Here is a 20342-nt window from a genome sequence, read left to right as displayed (position 1 = left end):
GCGCCCCGCGCGCCGGGGCACGGTTCCCGGAATGCTTTGCATGAAGCCGGGCCGCGCGCATTCGCGGCGCGCCCGGCCGACATGACACCCCCGATACCCATTGGAGAACGGAAACATGAGCGAGACGAAAGACGCAGCAGCACCGGCCGCCGCAGGCGCATTCAAGCCGAAGAAGTCGGTGGCGCTGTCGGGCGTGACGGCCGGCAACACGGCGCTGTGCACGGTCGGCAAGACCGGCAACGACCTGCACTATCGCGGTTATGACATCCTCGACGTCGCGGAATCGTGCGAATTCGAGGAGATCGCGCACCTGCTCGTGCACGGCACGCTGCCGAACCTGACCGAACTGGCGGCGTACAAGACCAAGCTGCGCGCGCTGCGCGGCCTGCCGAACGCACTGAAGGCCGCGCTCGAGCAGATCCCGGCATCGGCTCACCCGATGGACGTGATGCGTACCGGCGTGTCGGTGCTCGGCACCGTGCTGCCGGAGAAGGACGATCACAACCTGCCGGGCGCGCGCGACATCGCCGACCGCCTGATGGCCTCGCTCGGCTCGATGCTGCTGTACTGGTATCACTTCTCGCACAACGGCAAGCGCATCGAGACGGAAACCGACGACGACTCGATCGGCGGCCACTTCCTGCATCTGCTGCACGGCAAGACGCCGTCGAAGTCGTGGGTCGACGCGATGCACACGTCGCTGATCCTGTACGCGGAGCACGAGTTCAACGCATCGACGTTTACCGGCCGCGTGATCGCGGGCACGGGCTCGGACATCTATTCGGCGATCACCGGCGCGATCGGCGCGCTGCGCGGGCCGAAGCACGGCGGCGCGAACGAAGTCGCGTATGAAATCCAGAGCCGCTACAGCTCGCCGGACGACGCCGAGGCCGACATCCGCCGCCGCGTCGAGAACAAGGAAGTCGTGATCGGCTTCGGCCATCCGGTCTACACGATTTCCGATCCGCGCAACAAGGTGATCAAGGGCGTCGCGCACAAGCTGTCGAAGGAAGCGGGCGACCTGAAGCTGTACAGCATCGCCGAGCGCCTCGAATCGGTGATGTGGGACGCGAAGAAGATGTTCCCGAACCTCGACTGGTTCAGCGCCGTGTCGTATCACATGATGGGCGTGCCGACCGCGATGTTCACGCCGCTGTTCGTGATCTCGCGTACGTCCGGCTGGAGCGCGCACATCATCGAGCAGCGCATCGACAACAAGATCATCCGCCCGAGCGCGAACTACACCGGTCCGGAAGATCTGCAGTTCGTGCCGATCGAGAAGCGCTGAAACGCCCGCCGCGCGCGCCGGCACCCGTGACGCGGGCTGCCGGCGCGCGCGGAACGTCTTACCCCGATTTCCGCCCCACATCATGAATACCGCCTACCGCAAACCCCTGCCCGGCACGTCGCTGGACTTCTTCGACGCGCGTGCCGCGGTCGAAGCGATCGCCCCCGGCGCGTACGACACGCTGCCGTACACGTCGCGCGTGCTTGCCGAAAACCTCGTGCGCCGCTGCGATCCGGCGATCCTCGGCGATTCGCTGAAGCAGATCATCGAGCGCAAGCGCGAACGCGACTTCCCGTGGTTCCCGGCGCGCGTGGTGTGCCACGACATCCTCGGCCAGACGGCGCTCGTCGACCTCGCTGGCCTGCGCGACGCGATCGCCGAGCGCGGCGGCGACCCGGCGAAGGTGAACCCGGTCGTGCCCGTGCAGCTGATCGTCGACCACTCGCTCGCCGTCGAGTGCGGCGGTTTCGATCCGGACGCGTTCGCGAAGAACCGCGCGATCGAGGATCGCCGCAACGAGGATCGCTTCCACTTCATCGAATGGACCAAGCAGTCGTTCGAGAACGTCGACGTGATCCCGCCGGGCAACGGCATCATGCACCAGATCAATCTGGAAAAGATGTCGCCGGTGATCCAGGTGCAGGATGGCGTCGCGTATCCGGACACCTGCGTCGGCACCGACAGCCACACGCCGCACGTCGACGCGCTCGGCGTGATCGCGATCGGCGTGGGCGGCCTGGAGGCGGAGAACGTGATGCTCGGCCGCGCATCGTGGATGCGGCTGCCCGACATCGTCGGCGTCGAGCTGACGGGCAAGCGCCAGCCCGGCATCACCGCGACCGACATCGTGCTCGCGCTGACCGAATTCCTGCGCAAGGAAAAGGTGGTCGGCGCGTATCTGGAATTCCGCGGTGCGGGCGCGGCGAGCCTCACGCTCGGCGATCGCGCGACGATTTCGAACATGGCGCCCGAATATGGCGCGACGGCCGCGATGTTCTTCATCGACGGCCAGACGACCGATTATCTGCGCCTCACCGGCCGCAGCGACGAGCAGGTGAAGCTCGTCGAGACCTACGCGAAGGCGGCCGGCCTGTGGGCAGACACGCTGAACGGCGCGCAGTACGAGCGCACGCTGACGTTCGACCTGTCGAGCGTGGTGCGCAACATGGCCGGCCCGTCGAACCCGCACAAGCGGTTGCCGACGTCCGACCTTGCCGCGCGCGGCATCGCCGGCCAGTGGGAAGAGAAGGCGGGCGAGATGCCCGACGGCGCCGTGATCATCGCCGCAATCACGAGCTGCACGAACACCAGCAACCCGCGCAACGTGATCGCAGCTGCCTTGCTCGCGCGCAACGCGAACGCGAAGGGCCTCACGCGCAAGCCGTGGGTGAAGAGTTCGCTCGCGCCGGGCTCGAAGGCGGTCGAGCTGTATCTGGAAGAAGCGAACCTGCTGCCGGAACTCGAGAAGCTCGGCTTCGGTATCGTCGCGTTCGCGTGCACGACCTGCAACGGGATGTCGGGCGCGCTCGATCCGAAGATCCAGCAGGAGATCGTCGATCGCGACCTGTACGCGACCGCCGTGCTGTCCGGCAACCGCAACTTCGACGGCCGCATCCATCCGTATGCGAAGCAGGCGTTCCTCGCGTCGCCGCCGCTCGTCGTCGCGTACGCGATCGCCGGCACGATCCGCTTCGACATCGAGAAGGACGCGCTCGGCCACGATCAGGATGGCAAGCCGGTCACGCTGAAGGACATCTGGCCGACCGACGAGGAAATCGACGCGATCGTCGCATCGAGCGTGAAGCCCGAGCAGTTCCGCAAGGTGTACGAACCGATGTTCGCGCGCACGGCCGATGCGGGCGAGCGGGCGGCACCGTTGTACGACTGGCGTCCGCAAAGCACGTACATTCGCCGTCCGCCGTACTGGGAAGGTGCGCTGGCCGGCGAACGCACGCTCAAGGGCATGCGCCCGCTCGCGGTGCTCGGCGACAACATCACGACCGATCACCTGTCGCCGTCGAACGCGATCCTCGCGAACAGCGCGGCCGGCGAGTACCTCGCGAAGATGGGCCTGCCGGAAGAAGATTTCAATTCGTACGCGACGCACCGGGGAGACCACCTGACCGCGCAGCGCGCGACGTTCGCGAACCCGACGCTCGTCAACGAGATGGCGGTCGTCGACGGCGTGGTGAAGAAGGGCTCGCTCGCGCGCGTCGAACCCGAAGGCAAGGTCATGCGGATGTGGGAAGCGATCGAGACGTACATGAATCGCAAGCAGCCGCTGATCGTCGTCGCCGGCGCCGACTACGGCCAGGGATCGTCGCGCGACTGGGCCGCGAAGGGTGTGCGACTCGCGGGCGTCGAGGCGATCGTCGCGGAAGGCTTCGAGCGGATCCACCGCACGAACCTGATCGGGATGGGCGTGCTGCCGCTCGAGTTCAAGCCGGGCACGAACCGCACGACGCTCGGCATCGACGGCACCGAGACGTTCGACGTGATCGGCGAGCGTACGCCGCGCGCCGATCTCACGCTCGTGATTCATCGCAAGAACGGCGAGCGTGCCGAGGTGCCGGTGACGTGCCGGCTCGACACGGCCGAGGAAGTGTCGATCTACGATGCGGGCGGCGTGCTGCAGCGTTTCGCGCAGGACTTCCTCGAATCGTCGCAGGCCGCTTGACCGGGTCACACAGGGACAACGCAAACATGGCTCACATTCCTCAAATCAGGATTCCCGCGACGTATATCCGCGGCGGCACCAGCAAGGGCGTGTTCTTCCGGCTGCAGGACTTGCCGGACGCCGCGCAGGCGCCGGGCGCCGCACGCGACGCGCTGCTGCTGCGCGTGATCGGCAGCCCCGATCCGTACGGCAAGCAGATCGACGGGATGGGCGGCGCGACGTCGTCGACCAGCAAGACGGTGATCGTGTCGAAGAGCACGCGGCCCGGCCACGACGTCGACTACCTGTTCGGGCAGGTCGCGATCGACAAGGCATTCGTCGACTGGACCGGCAACTGCGGCAACCTGTCGGCGGCGGTCGGCCCGTTCGCGATCAGCGGCGGGCTCGTCGATGCGGCGCGCGTGCCGCGCGACGGCATCGCGACCGTGCGTATCTGGCAGGCGAACATCGGCAAGACGATCGTGGCGCACGTGCCGATCACGAACGGCGCGGTGCAGGAGACGGGCGATTTCGAGCTGGACGGCGTCACGTTTCCGGCCGCCGAAGTGCAGCTCGAGTTCATGGATCCGGCCGCCGAGGAAGAAGGCTCGGGCGGCTCGATGTTCCCGACCGGCAACCTCGTCGACGATCTTGCCGTGCCGGGCATCGGCACGCTGAAGGCGACGATGATCAACGCCGGGATTCCCACCATTTTCGTCGAGGCCGAAGCGATCGGCTATACGGGCACGGAGCTGCAGGACGCGATCAACGGCGATGCGAAGGCGCTCGAGAAGTTCGAGACGATCCGCGCACATGGCGCGCTGCGCATGGGCCTGATCGATACGCTCGACGAGATCGCGACGCGGCAGCACACGCCGAAGATCGCATTCGTCGCGAAGCCGGCCGACTATGTCGCGTCGAGCGGCAAGCGCGTGAGTGCGGGCGACGTCGACCTGCTGGTGCGGGCAATGTCGATGGGCAAGCTGCATCACGCGATGATGGGCACGGCGGCGGTCGCGATCGGCACGGCCGCGGCGATCCCCGGCACGCTCGTCAACCTCGCGGCGGGCGGCGGCGAACGCAATGAGGTGCGCTTCGGCCATCCGTCGGGCACGCTGCGCGTCGGTGCGGAAGCGCAGCTCGAGAACGGCGAATGGACCGTCACGAAGGCGATCATGAGCCGCAGTGCGCGTGTGCTGATGGAAGGCTGGGTGAGGGTGCCGGGCGACGCGTTTTGAGTGTGCGGGCGTTGTTCCGATGACGACAAGGGCGGCTTCGGCCGCCCTTGTCGTTTTGGCTTCGGCTTCGGTCAGCCGTGCAGGAAGCGGCGCAGCGCGTCGTCGCGGATGCACCGCGCGGCCGCGATGTCTCGACGGTGATCGGGGGCGGGCGGAGTGGCATGCGGTTGGTGATCGGTGCCGGCGGCTGACTGACACCGATCGATAGGTATCTTGACGCGATCGTGTGGGGGCATGCGCGACGCATCGGTCATTTGCGTCGACGACGTAGTCGACTTGGCACCAGTGAGACTTGTCCAAAAGATGAGTGAAGGATTCCTGTTCACCATCAAATGAAAATATCTCAATATAAGAAAAATCACTTTCAACCGTTAGATGGATGCCGAGTGTTGACGGTTTTTATAACAAAATAAAAATTTTTAATGCGATAACCGTGTCCGGTAATTTGTGGAGTTGGAGCCGTAGAGGTCGACCGAGGGTTGTATCAAGGTGGCTGCTTCACATCCGAGTGTGTAAGACGACTGGTCTGGTAGGAGCCGTTCCGGATTTTATTGATGCGGAGACTGCGTTGACGCCGTCGCGGCTCGGTGCTGATAATGCACTTTGCCGTTCGCAATGCTTGATGCTCGTAAAGACTGCGTCGAGTCCGAAACGTGGTTGTATTGGGATGGATGCATAGGCCATTAGGGAAGTATTTCTAATAACGTAAATTCGGTTATTCAGCTGCCTTGCAGGAAACACGATTTTGAAAAACGAGATCGTTATGAGAATTCCCCGGCGAACTTTATTCGATAGGTTCGGGTGCTATAGGCAATCGAATCTGCGAAAAATTCCTGCAAGTTGTGCGGCAATCGGGTCGTAACTAATCAGGGGCGCATCCACTGCCAGTTTACCCAGGCCACTTTGGGAGGAGGTCGTGCGGCATGGCGGGCTTGCATTGCATGTGGCAGGGGATTTTCCGTCGCTGAAGCTGGAGCTGTGGGGTGTTCGCACATAAGCGAGCATCCGTCGATCACGTTGGGAGATGCAAATGGCCTTGTTTGACGTGCCACGAACCTTGTCGATTACCGGCGCGGCTCTGCCGACCTTCGGCGGCGAGCCGTTCCTCACGCCGGTCAAGCTGAGCGGACGGGAAGCGATCGGGGAACTGTTCGAGTACACGCTGGAGCTGAAGACACCCGACGCGCTCGCGTTTTCGCCAAGCATTGCCGCGAACGTCGAGCTCGACAAGTTGATCGGCACGGAAGTGACCGTGGCGATCCAGCTGGAAGGCAAAGGGCGTTTCATCCCCGGATTGGCCGGCGATGCCGGCATGGCCAATATCGGCGCTGGCGCGCGGGAGATCACGGGCGTCGTCGTTGGCGCGACGATCTTGCGCGAAGACGGTCGTTCGATCGGATATGTGCTGACCTTGCTCCCGTGGCTGTGGCTTGCAACGAAGAACTGCGATAGCCGCATCTACCAGGATATGTCGGTGATCGAGATCACCGACGCGGTGCTGTCGGCCTATCCGTTCCCGGTCGATAAACGGCTGACGATACCGCGCCCGAACCGGGCGTGGCCCAAGCGGGACATCCAGCGCCAGCATGCCGAAAGCGACTGGGCGTTCCTGCAGCGCCTGTGGGAAGAGTGGGGCATCTTCTACTTCTTCGAGCACAGCGACGGCAAGCATCGGCTGGTGCTGGTCGATTCGATGGGCGCGCTCAAGCCGCTCGGCGACGCGTACGCGACGATTCGCTATGCCGCGCCGAACGGGCGGCGCATCGACGAGGAGCATATCCACGACCTGTCCGTCTCGCATGCGTTGACGACCGGCGCGGTAACGCGTGTCGACTACGACTATACGTGGCCGCGCGCGGATATGACGGTCAAGCGAGAGGATCCGCGCGATACGGCACTCGCCAATCAGGAACACTACGCATGGGGCGATTACGCGCAGCCGCAAGCCGGCGCGGGCGGTCTCTCCGGCGATCACAACGATCCGCAGACCGAGGCGGAATACCTGACGCTCGTGCAGATGCAGGCGTACCGCTGCCAGGGGCTGCGTGCTTCCGGAAGCGGGAATGTGCGCGGCCTCGTCGCGGGCCAGACATTCGTGCTGTCGCACTATCCGCAGGATGCGGCCAACCGGGAGCACGCGGTCATCGCATGCTCGCTGACGATCGAGGAAGTCGGTGAAGCGTCGGGTGCCGGCCAGCAGTATCGATGCGAAGCGGATTTCACGCTGCAGCCGACTAATGAGCCATTTCGGTTGCTGCGCTCGATCGAGAAGCCGCGGATTCATGGTGTCGAGTATGCGGTCGTCACCTGCCCGGAGAACCAGGAAATCTGGACCGATGCGTATGGCCGGGTGAAGCTGCAGTTCATCTGGGACCGGCTGGGCAGGAACGACGAACGCTCGAGCTGCTGGGTGCGCGTGGCCGGCGCGTGGCGCGGCGATCAGTTCGGCTCGGTCTTTCTGCCGAGGCGTGGGCAGGAGGTCGAGGTCGCATTCGTCAACGGCGATCCGGATTTGCCGATCGTTGTGGGCAGTGCGGCGAATGCGTTCAATATGCCGCCGTTCGCTCTGTCGAGCAATCAGGCGTTGGCGGGCTTTCGCAGTCGAGAGCTCGATGGGCGGCGCGCGAACACGCTGGCCTTCGACGATACGAACGGGAAGATCCAGGCGCATCTGTCGAGCGACGAGGGCAGTTCGCAGCTGAATCTCGGGTACATCACGCGGATCGCGGGGAATGCGGGGCGGCAGGATGAGCGGGGGCGGGGAGCTGAGCTGCGCACGGACGGCAAGGCTGCGGTTCGAAGTGCGGAAGGGATGCTGCTCACTACGTTCGGCCGACCCGCTGCTAACGGTGATGCGTTCAGTGTTGACGAAATCGATGCGCAACTCGCTGACTCGCATGAGCTCATGGAGAACCTCGCCCGCACCGCGCAATCGGCGAGCGCGCACGATGGCGAGCAAACGAGCGTCGCCGGCTCGTTGAAGTCGCAGGCAGACGCGATTCGGGGAGGTGGAAAACTGGAGCAGTTCAGGGATCCGCAACTCGTACTCGCCAGCCCGACCGGCATAGTCGCCAGTACACCCGAGCAGATCCATCTGAGCAGCGGGCATGCCGCAGCAATCACGGCGGGTACGGACGTGTCGGTTGTCACGGGCGGCGGATTGTTCGCGAGCCTCCGCAAAGCTTTTCGGTTGTTCGTCTATCAGGCTGGCATGCGCTTCGTAGCAGCTGCCGGCGATATCGATCTCAAGGCGCTCAAGGACAGCATCAATCTGCTCGCGAAACTCAATGTGACCGTCGTTGCCGACAGAATTCGCATCAGTGCACAGCAGGAGGTAGAGATCAGCGGTGGCGGAAGCTATACGCGCTGGAGCGCAGGAGCTATCCGTTCCGGCACGTCGGGACGATACGAGGTTCACTCGGCGGGGCGGATCTTCACGGGGCCCGATAACGTTGGTAAGCCGCTTGCATCCAGTGCACCCGAAATGCCTCAGAACCTGCACTTCGTGCTTGGCGCGCTGCCGGGGGCAACGCATCAATACATCGACGAACCCTACGAACTGTTCAGCGGAGAAACGAAGATCGACGAAGGGGTGACCGACGAATTCGGACGAGTCGTCGTGAAGAACCATCAACCGGGCACGACCGCATACCAGATCAAGTTGAGCAACGGAGGGCAGTTCCAGCTCAAGGTGCGCGATGTGCTCAATCGCGATGCCGGGCACACCGATTTGCGTTCGAATCGCGGTGAACGCATTGCATGAAAGTGATTTGCGATCGCAACTCCAACGGGAGATGATATGACTGATGAAATCAAGACACACAACCCTGTCGACATCGCGATCGATGAAGCCGGCCGCAAGGCTCACGGTGCAGTCCAGTGGTTGCTGGAGAAGCGCGAGAGTATCCCCATTACCTACGGTAACGCTCTGAAGTTCGTCATCTGCGGTGAGGAAGGGTTCAAGGAGATCGAAAAAGATATCCGCAACGCCAGGTCGACAGTCGATATCGTCTGTTGGGGATTCGATCCGGGCATGGAGCTTGTGCGGACCGGAAAGAAATGGAAGCGCGGTCATACCTATGGCGAGCTGCTGGACGAAATTACGACGCGCGCCAAAAATCGGGTGCGGGTTCGGCTGTTGATATGGCATGACCTCCTGGCGTCGACCAAGCAGAACAATATGCCAGGCTATACGGACGCTCAGAGAGGGCCGCTAGGGGGGCCTTATGGAAATCGTATCCGGCACGACTACTGCAGGAAATGGTGGATTGACAATCTTCCGCTGAGGAATCGAGGTGTCGGAAGAAATCCGAATCTCCAAATTGTTCTTCGAGACATTTCCCGATCCGACGTCGAAGCCTTGATTGACGCGGAGCCGAAGGAGAAGGATAAACCCGCGTACGAATGGCATAACCCCGTCGATGAAAAGGGCCTGCTTTTGAATTTTCCGACGCATCACCAGAAGCCGATATTGATCGATTACGCGTACGAAGATGGTCGACACGCCGTCGGTTACGTCATGGGCCTGAACTCCGTGACGGATTATTGGGACGGTACGAAACACGATATCGATGATCCGCGGCGGGAGACCTGGACGGCAGGAATGCTTGCGGGGGAACGTGAGCAGGCGCGGAGCACCCAGAACCCCAACAAACGGCTCGGCATCGGTCAGTATCGGCACGCGAGGCCGCTTCAGGATTATGCGTGCCGAGTGGTCGGCCCGGCGCTCAAGCGCCTGCATCAGAATTTCGAGCGAGGCTGGAATCTGTTTGCATCCGATTCCCTGAAAACAAAGGAATTGACGGATGTGCCGTCCCGGATCCCGACGTTGCCGAGAAATTCGAAGCAGGCCGTGCAGATCGTGCGCACCCAGCCGCACGAGCGGGAAAAGAGTATCAAGGAACTGTACTTTCAGGCTACTACCTATGCCCGTAAGTATATCTACATCGAGAATCAGTATTTCTTTTATCCGGAATTTGCGCGGCATTTGAAGGAGCAGCGCCTGAAATTCTGCCGATCCTGGAACAAGCTTTCCAACAAGCCAGCAGCAGAAGTTCCGCAGCTCCACTTGTTTATCGTCATTCCTCATCCTGAGGATGACGGATTGATTCCGCGTACGTTCGACACACTGACGGAGCTGGGCCACGGGAGCGCCATGCCCAGTCAGGCCGAATTGGTGGATACGGGCAAGGTCAATCAACGCTACGAGAATGCGAAGGATGCGACGCACACCATCGATCTGAAGGACGAACACGGGAATCCACTCAAGGTCAAGGCGACGCACAAGGTGCTGGATCGTCCAAGCGTGGAAGAACTCAAGAACACGTTGGGAATGAAGGTGAGCGTTGCGCGATTGCGTACGAGCGGCGTGGTCGGCGGGCAGATGGCGTATCGGGAGATTTATATCCACTCCAAGCTCATGCTGATCGACGACGTTTTCGTGACACTGGGGAGCGCGAACCTGAATCAGCGCAGCATGTCGGTGGATAGCGAGATCAATATTGCTGCGACTGGGGATGAATGGGCGGCGAAGTTGCGTGAGAAGGTGTTCATGTTGCATTCGGGGACCAAGATCCGAGGAACCGGCGATCAAGAGTTGATACCTGATGTATTCGACAAGTGGAGTGAACAAATGGCCGACAACGATGACTTGAAGCAACGTGGAAAGTCTATGAACGGGTTTCTCCTGCGCTTCGAAGATTATCGCGCCACATCCACTATGCACGCTAAGGTTACGGTCCCGTCATCGAACAAAACAGCAATTGTGTAAAGGAAGGTGGCTTCTGTGATTCGTTATGCAAGAATTTTTTTGGCCGCTGCGGCATTGAATGCCGCTGGGGCTCAGGCAGGACCATTGATGACCTTGACCGAAACAATGACCGGTACCATGTCCGATCTACCACGTTACGAGAAACTGCCGCTGTTCAATCCGCATCGCAAGGAGTTCAAGTGCGTGTACCAGGATCAACACGTTCCGGCCATCGATGCGCAGGCTGAACTATGGTTCCAACAGGCATTGGCATTGGACGATCCGGACGTTTGGTTTGAAGATCGTGATTATCCGAGGATATACAAGCTGTATGTTCAGGCCGCAGAGCGCAATCACTGGAAGGCAATGTTGAATCTGGCGGCGCTGATCCGGAGCACGTATCCAGGTGTACCGGAACGCGATCCGGAAGTGGCGATTCGCTGGGTGGAAAAGGCGATGAAGCTGGGTGTGCCGGACGCCTACGATCGAATGGGCGTGTACCACCAGAGGGGGCTGGTCAGAGGTGGCAATGCGACGAGCGCGTATGCGTTTTTCCAGCGCGCGGCGGACATGGGCAGTCCATCGGCGATGACGTTCCTCGGCTACAAACTCGCAGGCACGTACGACGATCCGGGCGGCGAATTCTGGGGCAATGAACCCATTGCGACGCAAATGCTGGAGTGTGCGTTGGCGCAAGGGTATGGCGATGCCGCACATAAACTGAGCTATATCTACGCTCGGCCGGAAACCCCGGAGGCCAAGCGGCGTGCGCTGGAGACGCTGCACGAGGGAGTGAAGTTCGGGAGCGCAAAATGTGCGAGCGCGAGTTTTACCCAATTCGACGGATTCAACTTGGCCGAGGGACGTAATCTTGTCGGCCACATCGATCGCGCCCGCGCGGAACGGTACAGCAAGATTGCTCGAGTCTTGGAGCATTACCCAGGCCGCTTGCAGCTCCCCAACCTGGACAAGGTATTACCACTACCGCCTGCGGCGTTGCCCAAGTGGGACGGCAACGTCAAGACGCTGATTGATGCAGCCAAGCCAGTCACGCCTGCACCGAAGAAGAACGCCGTGTCCGCGCTTGACGGGCGTGAGTTCATGCCGGAGGGACATGACGTCCTGCCGCTCGCGCAAAGTACTTACGCTGTGACCGGGGACAAGGTAGTGCCTGAGACGGGCTACTGGCTTGCCCTCTACGGCCTATCGACCATGCGCAAGGACCAGCTCCGATTCGCCCGAGGCGGAAACCCCGAGCGCTATCGGGCAGGCGAGCGTTTTGACCTGCCGAAAGTCAGTTGGCTCGAAGCGGAACAGGTGCAATGGCATTACCTTGGCGATGCCCGTCCTGCACAACCATCAAAAGAGATTTTCGTCGCGCAATTGAGCGATGCCGGATTCCTGCGGCAGTTGTCGGCGCAACCTGAAGTACTCGTCTGCCACGGGCTGGAGCAGTGTCCCCGTGCTGGAATCTGGGAAGGACGTGTTGCGGTCGATCATCGACTCGCGGACCTGTACAACCGTTGGGATCAACAAGCCTTCGTCCACGAAGGGCAATCGTTTCCGGACCCGGGCCATCGCTATCTGGATATTGAGCCGGAACACGTGCAATGGACCTATGTGGGTAGTCCGAATGCAAGCACTGCGGACGGCTTCGAGAGGATCGCGTTGTGAGTCGATCTGTAATGAACGTGCCCGATTGGAGTCTGCGCGTCATCGTTGCCGTGCTGTGCCTGCATGTCTCAGGGGCACAGGCCGGGCCATTGACGACCCTGACCGACAAACTGACCGCTGCCATGTCCGATCTGCCACGCTACGAGAAACTGCCGCTGTTCAATCCGCATCGCAAGGAGTTCAAGTGCGTGTACCAGGATCAACACGTTCCGCCCATCGATGCGCAGGCTGAACTATGGTTCCAACAGGCGTTGGTATTGGACGATCCGGACATTTACTACAAGCGTCGTGACTATGCTCGGATTTACCAGTTATACGAACAGGCTGCGGAGCGCAATCACTGGGAGGCGATGCTGAATCTGGCAGCGCTGATCCAGAGCACATATCCGGGTGTACCGGAACGCGATCCGGAAGTGGCGATCACGTGGGTAGAAAAGGCGATGAAGCTGGGTGTGCCGGACGCCTACGACCGCATGGGGGTGTACCACCAGAGGGGGCTGGTCAGAGGTGGCAATGCGACGAGCGCGTATGCGTTTTTCCAGCGCGCGGCGGACATGGGCAGCCCATCGGCGATGACGTTCCTCGGCCACAAACTCGCAGGCACGTATGACGATCCGGGCGGCGAATTCTGGGGCAATGAACCCATTGCGACGCAAATGCTGGAGTGTGCGTTGGCGCAAGGGTATGGCGATGCCGCACATAAACTGAGCTATATCTACGCTCGGCCGGAAACCCCGGAGGCCAAGCGGCGTGCGCTGGAGACGCTGCACGAGGGAGTGAAGTTCGGGAGCGCAAAATGTGCGAGCGCGAGTTTTACCCAATTCGACGGATTCAACTTGGCCGAGGGACGTAATCTTGTCGGCCACATCGATCGCGCCCGCGCGGAACGGTACAGCAAGATTGCTCGAGTCTTGGAGCATTACCGAGGCCGCTTGCAACTCCCCAACCTGGACAAGGTATTACCACTACCGCCTGCGGCGTTGCCCAAGTGGGACGGTAACGTCAAGACGCTGATCGATTCGGCCAAGCCAGTTACGCCTGCACCGAATCAAGGCACAGCACGTGGGTTAGACATTCGTGAGCTACCGAAATGAATGGCCCGAACATGGCGCCGGTAGTGAGGTGCTAGGGATTTGGCGCGAACGATGGAAGATCAGAGCGTGACGAGCTGTATGAAAGAAGAAACAAGATGACACGACAGATTATTGTAGTAGGCGACGCCTTGGCGCCGTTCGGTGGCGAGGTATTGACGGGGGCTGCAACAGATGTCGTTGACGGTCGTGCAATTGCACGCAGAGAAGATATCGTTCGCTGCAACGAACACGGAATCAATCAAATTATGGAAGGAGAGGAATCCTTCATGATGGATGGTGAACCTGCAGCCCTAGAAGGGCATCGCGCGAAATGCGGGTGCGTGCTGGTCAGTCGGCACACTACGTTGTCGATCTCGTAGCACTGGATCAGTCTGTCAAAAAAAACGGAGATCAACGTCTGCGCCTACGCATCTGTTGAAGATTGAATGTTCGTGTCGAATGCCGTCCAACACGCGATTCGACAATTAATACTACTGAGTTATCAATAAACTATAAAAAATGCTGCGATGAGTAATCAATCAAATCCTGCGCCCAATTCCGAAACCGGCCAGGCGCAATCTGCGGCCGAACGGCGTGAATCCGCTGAATCCCGGGCAATTCCGTTTGAGGAAAGGTTGCAGGCGGTTCTAGCCGCAGATAATCCGTTGCGAGCTGCCGCAGGCCCGCTTCTTCGGGCGCAAGCGAGTATGCCCGAGTATCTCGAACCAGACCAGATACTCGCACTGCGCATGCTTCTCGAACAAGAGATGCGTGTGTTCCAGAAGCTCTGTGAGCAGGCGAACATTCGCCGCGACCACATGATCGGCGCACGGTATTGCCTGTGCACAGCGCTCGACGAGGCGGCAACGCAGACCGCCTGGGCGAGGGAGGACGGGGCGGGAATAGAATGGATCAATGGCGGCCTCGCAACGACTTTCCACGAAGACCGACGCGGCGGGGATAAAGTCTATCTGCTGATCGCCCGCTTGCTGGAGGATCCACGTGAACACCGGGACCTCCTGGAGGTGATCTACCGCATACTCAGCCTCGGTTTCGAAGGGCGCTACCGTCTCGAAGCGGGTGGCAAACGCAAACACGATGCGATTCGCCAGCGTCTCTACAACGAGATCACGTCGCAACGCGATCCGGTGCCACTGACGCTCTCGCCGCATTGGCAATCGAATGCGAAGGGCAAGCGCCTGTCCTTCTACGATTTCCCCGTGTGGATCACGGTAGCCGTGTTGTCGACGATCCTGCTCGGTCTGTTCGGCTGGTTCAAATACGAACTGTCGACCCGTGGCGCGGCGCTTCAGAAGCAGATCGCGGCGATCGGAAACCTGACCCCGCCGCCCCCACCGCCCGCCCCGCAACTCCATCTGAAACAACTGCTCAAAAACGAGATCGCCGCAGGCATGGTGAGCGTAAGCGAAGACGCAAAACACAGCACCGTAACGTTCCGCGGCGACGCGATGTTCAAGCCCGGCGGCGCAGCGGTTCAAGATTCGATGAATCCGTTGATCGAGAAGATCGCCGCTGAAATCGCCAAGGTGCCGGGCAAGGTTACCGTCCTCGGCTACACCGACAGCGTGTCGATCCGAAGCCGCCACTTTGCATCGAATCAGGCGCTTTCAGAAGAGCGGGCCACCCAGGTCATGCAATCGCTCCAGACAGCAGGCGTGCCGGCGAATCGTCTCGAAGCAACCGGTAAAGGCGATGCCGATCCGGTCGGCGACAACCGCACCGCGCAGGGGCGCGCGCAGAACCGCCGCGTCGAGATCGTCGTCGCGCGATAAGCCAGATCCGTTTCCGGGATATAAGAAAGGAAGAACCTCGTCGTTTCTGGCCTCGCGCCAGTTCCTCGTATTCGTTGCGCTGATCGTCGTCGCGCTGGTGATCCGGTTCATCGGGCCGCTGCTTGCTTTCGGGCGTGCGACGCCGTTCGCGCCTGCGGTGCCCGGGCGAATGGCATGCGGGCCGCTGTTTGGCCATTTTCATCGTTCCCGTACGTGCCGCGTGCGCCGCACGCTTCACATAGAATCGGAACGTTTGCTTGTCCCGTCTAATCGCGTTGCACTCCAGCGAGGTCGCCATGTCATTGAACGCGCCGCTTTCCGGCGTCCACATCGTCGAATTCGAAGGCCTCGGCCCCGGCCCGCTCGCGGGCTGGATGCTCGCCGGGATGGGCGCGCGCATCACGCTGATCGCGCGTCCGGCGGGCCGCACCAGCGCGCCGGACGCGCTGCAGGGCCGCGACGGCGACCTGCTGCGCGAAGGCAAGACGATCGTCGAACTCGATTTGAAGACGAAGGCCGGCCGCGACGCGGCGCTCGCGCTGATCACCCAGGCCGACGCGCTTATCGAGGGGCTGCGGCCCGGCGTGATGGAGCGCCTCGGTCTCGGTCCGGACGATTGCGCACACCACAATTCGAAGCTCGTCTACGGACGGATGACGGGCTGGGGCCAGGACGGGCCGCTCGCGACGGCGGCCGGGCACGACCTGAACTACGTCGCGTTGACGGGGCTGCTGTCGCTGTCCGCGCCGCGCGACGGACGGCCCGGCGTGCCGCCGACGGTCGTCGGCGATGCGGGGGGCGCACTCGGGCTCGCGTTCGGCATCGTCTGCGCGTTGTTCGACGTGCGCCGCGGCGGCCAGGGGCGCGTGGTCGACGGCGCGATCGTCGACATCGTGTCGATGCTCGGCTCGCTGGCGCTTTGGGCGCGCGCGAACGGCCAGCTCGACGGCGCGCAGCCGAGCCTCTTCCACGATGCGCCGTTTTACGACGTGTATCGCTGCGCGGACGGCGAATGCGTGACGATCGGTGCGCTGGAGCCGCCGTTCTACGCGCTGCTGATCGAGCGGCTCGGGTTGACCGACGTCGATCCGGCATCGCAGTACGATCGCGCGCAGTGGCCGGCGCTGAAGGCGCGCTTTGCCGAGGTGTTCGCGCAGCAGCCGTCCGCGCACTGGCGCGCGCTGCTCGAAGGCACCGACGCGTGCTTTGCGCCGGTGCTGAGCGTGTCCGACGCGGTCCAGCATCCGCACAATTCGGCGCGCGGGATTTATCGTACCGACGCGAACGGAAACGTTCGGGCGCGCGTAGCGCCCCGATTCTTGCCCTTGGCGGGCGGAAAGCATTGACCGCGTCCTGACGTCGAACGCATTCCGGACAACGCGGTATGTTTTATCGGCGCGACGGATTCACGCCGTTTCCTCCGGCGCATCCGGCATCTTGCCGTCGCCGACGCGATTGATCGTGCCTTGCGCGATCGCGACGAGCCGCTCGTGATCGCCGTCGATGACGAACACATGACACTGGCAGGTCGCCTGGTGCCGGCCCGCATAGACGACCTTCGCGCGCGCGACGAGCGTGCCGTTCACGGCCGGCCGCAGGTAGTTGATCTTGTATTCGGCGGTGATGACGCGCGGGCCGAGTACGAGCGCGCCGGCGAAGGTCAGCGCGTTGTCCGCGAGGTAGCCGATCACGCCGCCATGCACGAAGCCGTGCTGCTGCCGCAACTCTTCCCGCACGGGCAAGCACAGCGACACTTCGTTGTCGCCGATATGCATCAGCTCCGTGCCCAGCAGCATGCTGAACGGTTGCGCGCGCAATGCGCCGCGCGCGTGATCCGTGATGTCCGTCATCGACTGCCCTCGCAATGCGTGTCCGCTTGCGCTGAACTCTAGGAAGGGGGCTGCGGATAAGCAAGGAAATTCGTTCGCATTTCGTGCAATGACCGGCGCGATGCGACGCGATTATTGCGTCGAACGCGTGCGTTGTCCTCGTTTGCCGGCGATTCGGCGGGAATGACGGGGGCTCGGCCGTCCGCTCCTCCCCGTGTTCCTAAAGTCCGACGAAGAAATGCCGCTAATGCCGGGGCATTGCTCCATCGTCGCCTCTCCAGGAATCTCCCCCATGTTCGGAAAAATCAAGCTCGCGTCCGGTCTGCTCGGCGTGTTGACCGTGTTTTGCCTCTTTCTGTTCGCGATCGAGGCGCTCGGCTTCTGGGCGCTCGCGTCGACACGCAGCGGCGTCGACGATCTGTCGAACGTCGCGATCGAGCAGGTCGACGCGGCCAGCCAGGCGACCGAGCGCCTGCTCGACGCACGCGTGAACCTGTCGCGCGCCGGCACGCGGATGGTGCGCGGCGGCCCGAAGCCCGACGAGATCATCCGCCATGCCAGCGCTTCGCTCGCCGAAGCGGACAAGGCGTTCGCCGCGCTGACGGCCGCGCAGGCCGTGGACGCGACGAACCGCGCGCACGTGGCGGCGCTCGCCGAGCGCTATCGCGCGCTGCGCGGCGCGCTGGGCGAACTCGTGCAGTTCCTCGACGCCGACAACATCCAGGCGTTCCTCGACCAGCCGACGCAGGGCTTCCAGGACGCGTATCTCGCCGAACTGCACCGCTTCGCCGACTACGGCGGCGCATCGAGCCGCGATGCGCTCGCCACGATCGATAGCGGGATGCAATGGTTCAAGTGGGTCGGCATCGTGCTGCTGGTGGCGATGCTCGCGGCGAGCGCGACGATCTACGCTGCCGCGCGGCGCGCGGTGGTCGCGCCGCTGGACGAAGCCGGCCGCCATTTCGAGCGCATCGCGCAGGGCCGGCTCGACGAAGCCGTGCGGGCAGGCGGCGTGTTCGAGATCGACCGGATGTTGCGCGGCCTTGCCGCGATGCAGGCGAGCATCGCGGATACCGTGCGCACCGTGCGTCACGCGTCCGACGCGATCCACCTCGGCGCGGGTGAAATCGCCGGCGGCAACGCGGACCTGTCCGCGCGCACGGGCACGCAGGCCGCGTCGCTCGAGGAAACCGCCGCAAGCATGGAGGAATTGACCGCGACCGTCCGCCAGAACACCGACAGCGCGCGTGCGGCCAGCGCGCTGGCTGACGCGGCGCTCGACGCGACGCGCCACGGCGGTGGCGTGGTCGACAGCGTGATCGACCGGATGCGCGGCATCGCCCAAAGCTCCGGGCGCATCGCGGAGATCATCTCGGTGATCGACGGCATCGCGTTCCAGACCAACATCCTCGCGCTGAACGCGGCGGTCGAGGCCGCGCGGGCCGGCGAGCAGGGCCGTGGCTTCGCGGTGGTCGCTGGCGAAGTGCGCTCGCTCGCGCAGCGCAGCGCGCAATCGGCGAAGGAGATCAAGGCGCTGATCGAGGAGTCGGTCACGCAGATCGACGGCGGCTCGGAACTCGTCGAGCGGGCCGGCGACGCGATGCGGACGGTGTCGGCGTCGATCGCGCGGGTCGTGCAGACGATGTCGGAGATCACGGCCGCGTCGGTCGAGCAGAGCGTCGGCATCGAGCAGGTCAACCAGGCCGTCACGCAAATGGACCAGCTGACGCAGCAGAACGCGGCGCTGGTGGAGCAAGTCGCGGCGGCGGCCGCGTCGCTGAACGACCAGACCGCGCACCTGATGCAGGCGGTGTCGGTGTTCGAACTGGGCGACGCGCGCGCGGCTCGCGATGTTCGCGGCGAGCGCGCGGCGTCGTTCGCGGACGCGGGTTACGAGACGGCGGGCAGCGCCGCGTAAGCGGTCGCGAGGTGGTAGGGCGTCGTCGACGGCATGTCGGCGCGCGACACCTGTCCGTCGGCCGTCTTGCACTCGAACCAGCCGCGCGGATGCAGGAAGCGCGCGGCGAAACGCTCGATCTGCAGCGCGAGCGGCGCGGAGGCCGGCGTGCCGCCGTGCGTGGCGAGCGCGCGCAGGTATTCGGTCTGCGCCCAGATTCGCTGCGTGGCGTCGATGCATGCGCCTTGTGCGTCGACCGCCGCGCACACGGCGCCCGTGAGCGGATCGATCCCGTGCCGCTCGGCGAACGCGAACGCGCGCGCGAGTGCGTCGGGGAGCCCGGTTTGCGCGAGGCGCGCGCCGGCCGCATCGACCAGATAGAACCATTCGAACTGATGGCCGGGCTCGAAGCGGTTGTCGGCCGCCCCGAGCGGCAGCTCGGCGACACAGCCGGTCGCCGTATCGACGAACGTGCGCTCGACAGCCTGCGCGGTGCGCGCTAGCGCATCGTCGAACGCGGCGTCGCCGAACGCATCGGCGGCCGCGAGCCATGCTTCGGTCAGATGCATCAGCGGATTCTGCAGCGCGCCGCTGCCCGATGACGAGAAATCGGCGTGACGCGCGGCGTCGAGCAGCGCGGTGCCCGGCTGCGGCGCGAAGCGGTCCTGGATCAGCGCGGCCGTGTCCTCGGCGACCGTGCGCGCCGCGGTGTCGCCCGACGCCGCATGCCATGCGGCACACGCGAACACGACGAACGCGTGTGTATAAAGGTCCTTGGTCGTGTCGAGCGGCGCGCCTTGCGCGTCGACGCTGTAGAACCAGCCGCCGTGGCGCGGGTCGCGGAAGCGGCTGCACAGCGAGTCGAACAGCGTGGCCGCATGCGAGGTGTTGCCGGCCTGCGCGAACACGAACAGTTGTCGCGCGCATGCCATTGCGCGATAACGGGTGACGGGCAGCGGTGCATGGGTGGCCGGATCGACGGCTTCGAACGGTAGCCGCAGCGTCTGGTCGAACCCTGAACCCTGCCAGATCGGCAGGATGACGTGCGCAAAATGGTCGCGCAATCGGGCGGCCTGGGCGGAAGCGGAATCGGGAACGGACATGGCGGGGTTGAACGCTTGGATCGAATTGGGGCGGCGCGGAGC

13 protein-coding genes and 1 pseudogene are annotated in these 20342 nt (G+C 63.1%); 12 read left to right on the top strand and 2 right to left on the bottom strand.

Translation table 11 applies throughout. From position 1 onward, the window contains the following. Positions 1–115 precede the first annotated feature (115 nt). The 11 genes and pseudogenes from prpC (at position 116) to WI26_RS26065 (ending at position 16817) form a co-directional block, all read left to right on the top strand. A complete protein-coding gene (prpC, locus tag WI26_RS26105; RefSeq protein WP_059508457.1) occupies positions 116–1288 on the top strand; it encodes a bifunctional 2-methylcitrate synthase/citrate synthase in 1173 nt (390 codons plus the stop codon). A gap of 82 nt (positions 1289–1370) precedes the next feature. Further along, positions 1371–3965, top strand: coding sequence for a Fe/S-dependent 2-methylisocitrate dehydratase AcnD (gene acnD, locus WI26_RS26100; protein WP_069227664.1), 2595 nt, complete (start codon positions 1371–1373; stop codon positions 3963–3965). A 26-nt stretch (positions 3966–3991) separates the two neighbouring features. Continuing rightward, positions 3992–5182, top strand: a complete 1191-nt coding sequence (gene prpF, locus WI26_RS26095) for a 2-methylaconitate cis-trans isomerase PrpF (RefSeq protein WP_069227663.1) — start codon at positions 3992–3994, stop codon at positions 5180–5182. Positions 5183–6080: 898 nt separating this feature from the next. Continuing rightward, positions 6081–6179 (top strand): annotated as a pseudogene (gene tssK, locus WI26_RS33275) (type VI secretion system baseplate subunit TssK); the annotation flags it as partial. A gap of 33 nt (positions 6180–6212) precedes the next feature. Beyond that, entirely contained in the window at positions 6213–8945 is a 2733-nt protein-coding gene (locus tag WI26_RS26090; protein WP_081334355.1) for a type VI secretion system Vgr family protein, read from the top strand. Positions 8946–8981: 36 nt separating this feature from the next. Then, positions 8982–10952 (top strand): phospholipase D-like domain-containing protein, encoded by a 1971-nt coding sequence (locus tag WI26_RS26085; RefSeq protein ID WP_069227661.1) that lies wholly within the window; start codon positions 8982–8984, stop codon positions 10950–10952. An 87-nt stretch (positions 10953–11039) separates the two neighbouring features. Then, positions 11040–12605: a DUF6396 domain-containing protein gene (locus tag WI26_RS26080; protein WP_081334354.1), complete on the top strand. Its 1566-nt coding sequence runs from the start codon at positions 11040–11042 to the stop codon at positions 12603–12605. Between the two features lie 11 nt (positions 12606–12616). Beyond that, on the top strand, positions 12617–13699 hold the full coding sequence (locus tag WI26_RS26075; RefSeq protein WP_236849336.1) for a DUF6396 domain-containing protein: 1083 nt from the start codon (positions 12617–12619) through the stop codon (positions 13697–13699). A 95-nt stretch (positions 13700–13794) separates the two neighbouring features. Then, positions 13795–14058 (top strand): PAAR domain-containing protein, encoded by a 264-nt coding sequence (locus tag WI26_RS31815; RefSeq protein WP_081334353.1) that lies wholly within the window; start codon positions 13795–13797, stop codon positions 14056–14058. A 147-nt stretch (positions 14059–14205) separates the two neighbouring features. After that, entirely contained in the window at positions 14206–15471 is a 1266-nt protein-coding gene (tssL, locus tag WI26_RS26070; protein WP_069227660.1) for a type VI secretion system protein TssL, long form, read from the top strand. A gap of 296 nt (positions 15472–15767) precedes the next feature. Next, positions 15768–16817: a CaiB/BaiF CoA transferase family protein gene (locus tag WI26_RS26065; protein ID WP_069227659.1), complete on the top strand. Its 1050-nt coding sequence runs from the start codon at positions 15768–15770 to the stop codon at positions 16815–16817. Positions 16818–16877: 60 nt separating this feature from the next. Here WI26_RS26065 and WI26_RS26060 read toward each other — a convergent pair whose 3' ends face one another. Beyond that, a complete protein-coding gene (locus WI26_RS26060) occupies positions 16878–17321 on the bottom strand; it encodes a PaaI family thioesterase (RefSeq protein ID WP_059467287.1) in 444 nt (147 codons plus the stop codon). Between the two features lie 271 nt (positions 17322–17592). Here WI26_RS26060 and WI26_RS26055 point away from each other — a divergent pair, with 271 nt between their 5' ends. Beyond that, entirely contained in the window at positions 17593–19218 is a 1626-nt protein-coding gene (locus WI26_RS26055; protein WP_069227658.1) for a methyl-accepting chemotaxis protein, read from the top strand. Here the strand turns inward: WI26_RS26055 and WI26_RS26050 are convergent. Further along, positions 19191–20300, bottom strand: a complete 1110-nt coding sequence (locus tag WI26_RS26050) for an AGE family epimerase/isomerase (protein ID WP_069227657.1) — start codon at positions 20298–20300, stop codon at positions 19191–19193. The two genes, WI26_RS26055 and WI26_RS26050, sit on opposite strands and share 28 nt — an antisense overlap. Positions 20301–20342 lie beyond the last annotated feature (42 nt).

It is taken from the genome of Burkholderia diffusa (genome assembly GCF_001718315.1).
In the GTDB taxonomy this organism is placed as follows: Bacteria; Pseudomonadota; Gammaproteobacteria; order Burkholderiales; family Burkholderiaceae; genus Burkholderia; species Burkholderia diffusa_B.
This window is presented reverse-complemented; position numbering and strand designations above follow the sequence as displayed.

Bases quoted from the DNA above. Each gene is read 5' to 3' on its own strand.
- WI26_RS26050 (WP_069227657.1), bottom strand. From the start codon at position 20,300: ATGTCCGTTCCCGATTCCGCTTCCGCCCAGGCCGCCCGATTGCGCGAC.
- prpF (WP_069227663.1), top strand. From the start codon at position 3,992: ATGGCTCACATTCCTCAAATCAGGATTCCCGCGACGTATATCCGCGGC.
- acnD (WP_069227664.1), top strand. From the start codon at position 1,371: ATGAATACCGCCTACCGCAAACCCCTGCCCGGCACGTCGCTGGACTTC.
- WI26_RS26055 (WP_069227658.1), top strand. From the start codon at position 17,593: ATGTTCGGAAAAATCAAGCTCGCGTCCGGTCTGCTCGGCGTGTTGACC.
- WI26_RS26060 (WP_059467287.1), bottom strand. From the start codon at position 17,321: ATGACGGACATCACGGATCACGCGCGCGGCGCATTGCGCGCGCAACCG.
- WI26_RS26065 (WP_069227659.1), top strand. From the start codon at position 15,768: ATGTCATTGAACGCGCCGCTTTCCGGCGTCCACATCGTCGAATTCGAA.
- tssL (WP_069227660.1), top strand. From the start codon at position 14,206: ATGAGTAATCAATCAAATCCTGCGCCCAATTCCGAAACCGGCCAGGCG.
- WI26_RS26080 (WP_081334354.1), top strand. From the start codon at position 11,040: ATGACCTTGACCGAAACAATGACCGGTACCATGTCCGATCTACCACGT.
- prpC (WP_059508457.1), top strand. From the start codon at position 116: ATGAGCGAGACGAAAGACGCAGCAGCACCGGCCGCCGCAGGCGCATTC.
- WI26_RS26075 (WP_236849336.1), top strand. From the start codon at position 12,617: ATGAACGTGCCCGATTGGAGTCTGCGCGTCATCGTTGCCGTGCTGTGC.
- WI26_RS31815 (WP_081334353.1), top strand. From the start codon at position 13,795: ATGACACGACAGATTATTGTAGTAGGCGACGCCTTGGCGCCGTTCGGT.
- WI26_RS26090 (WP_081334355.1), top strand. From the start codon at position 6,213: ATGGCCTTGTTTGACGTGCCACGAACCTTGTCGATTACCGGCGCGGCT.
- WI26_RS26085 (WP_069227661.1), top strand. From the start codon at position 8,982: ATGACTGATGAAATCAAGACACACAACCCTGTCGACATCGCGATCGAT.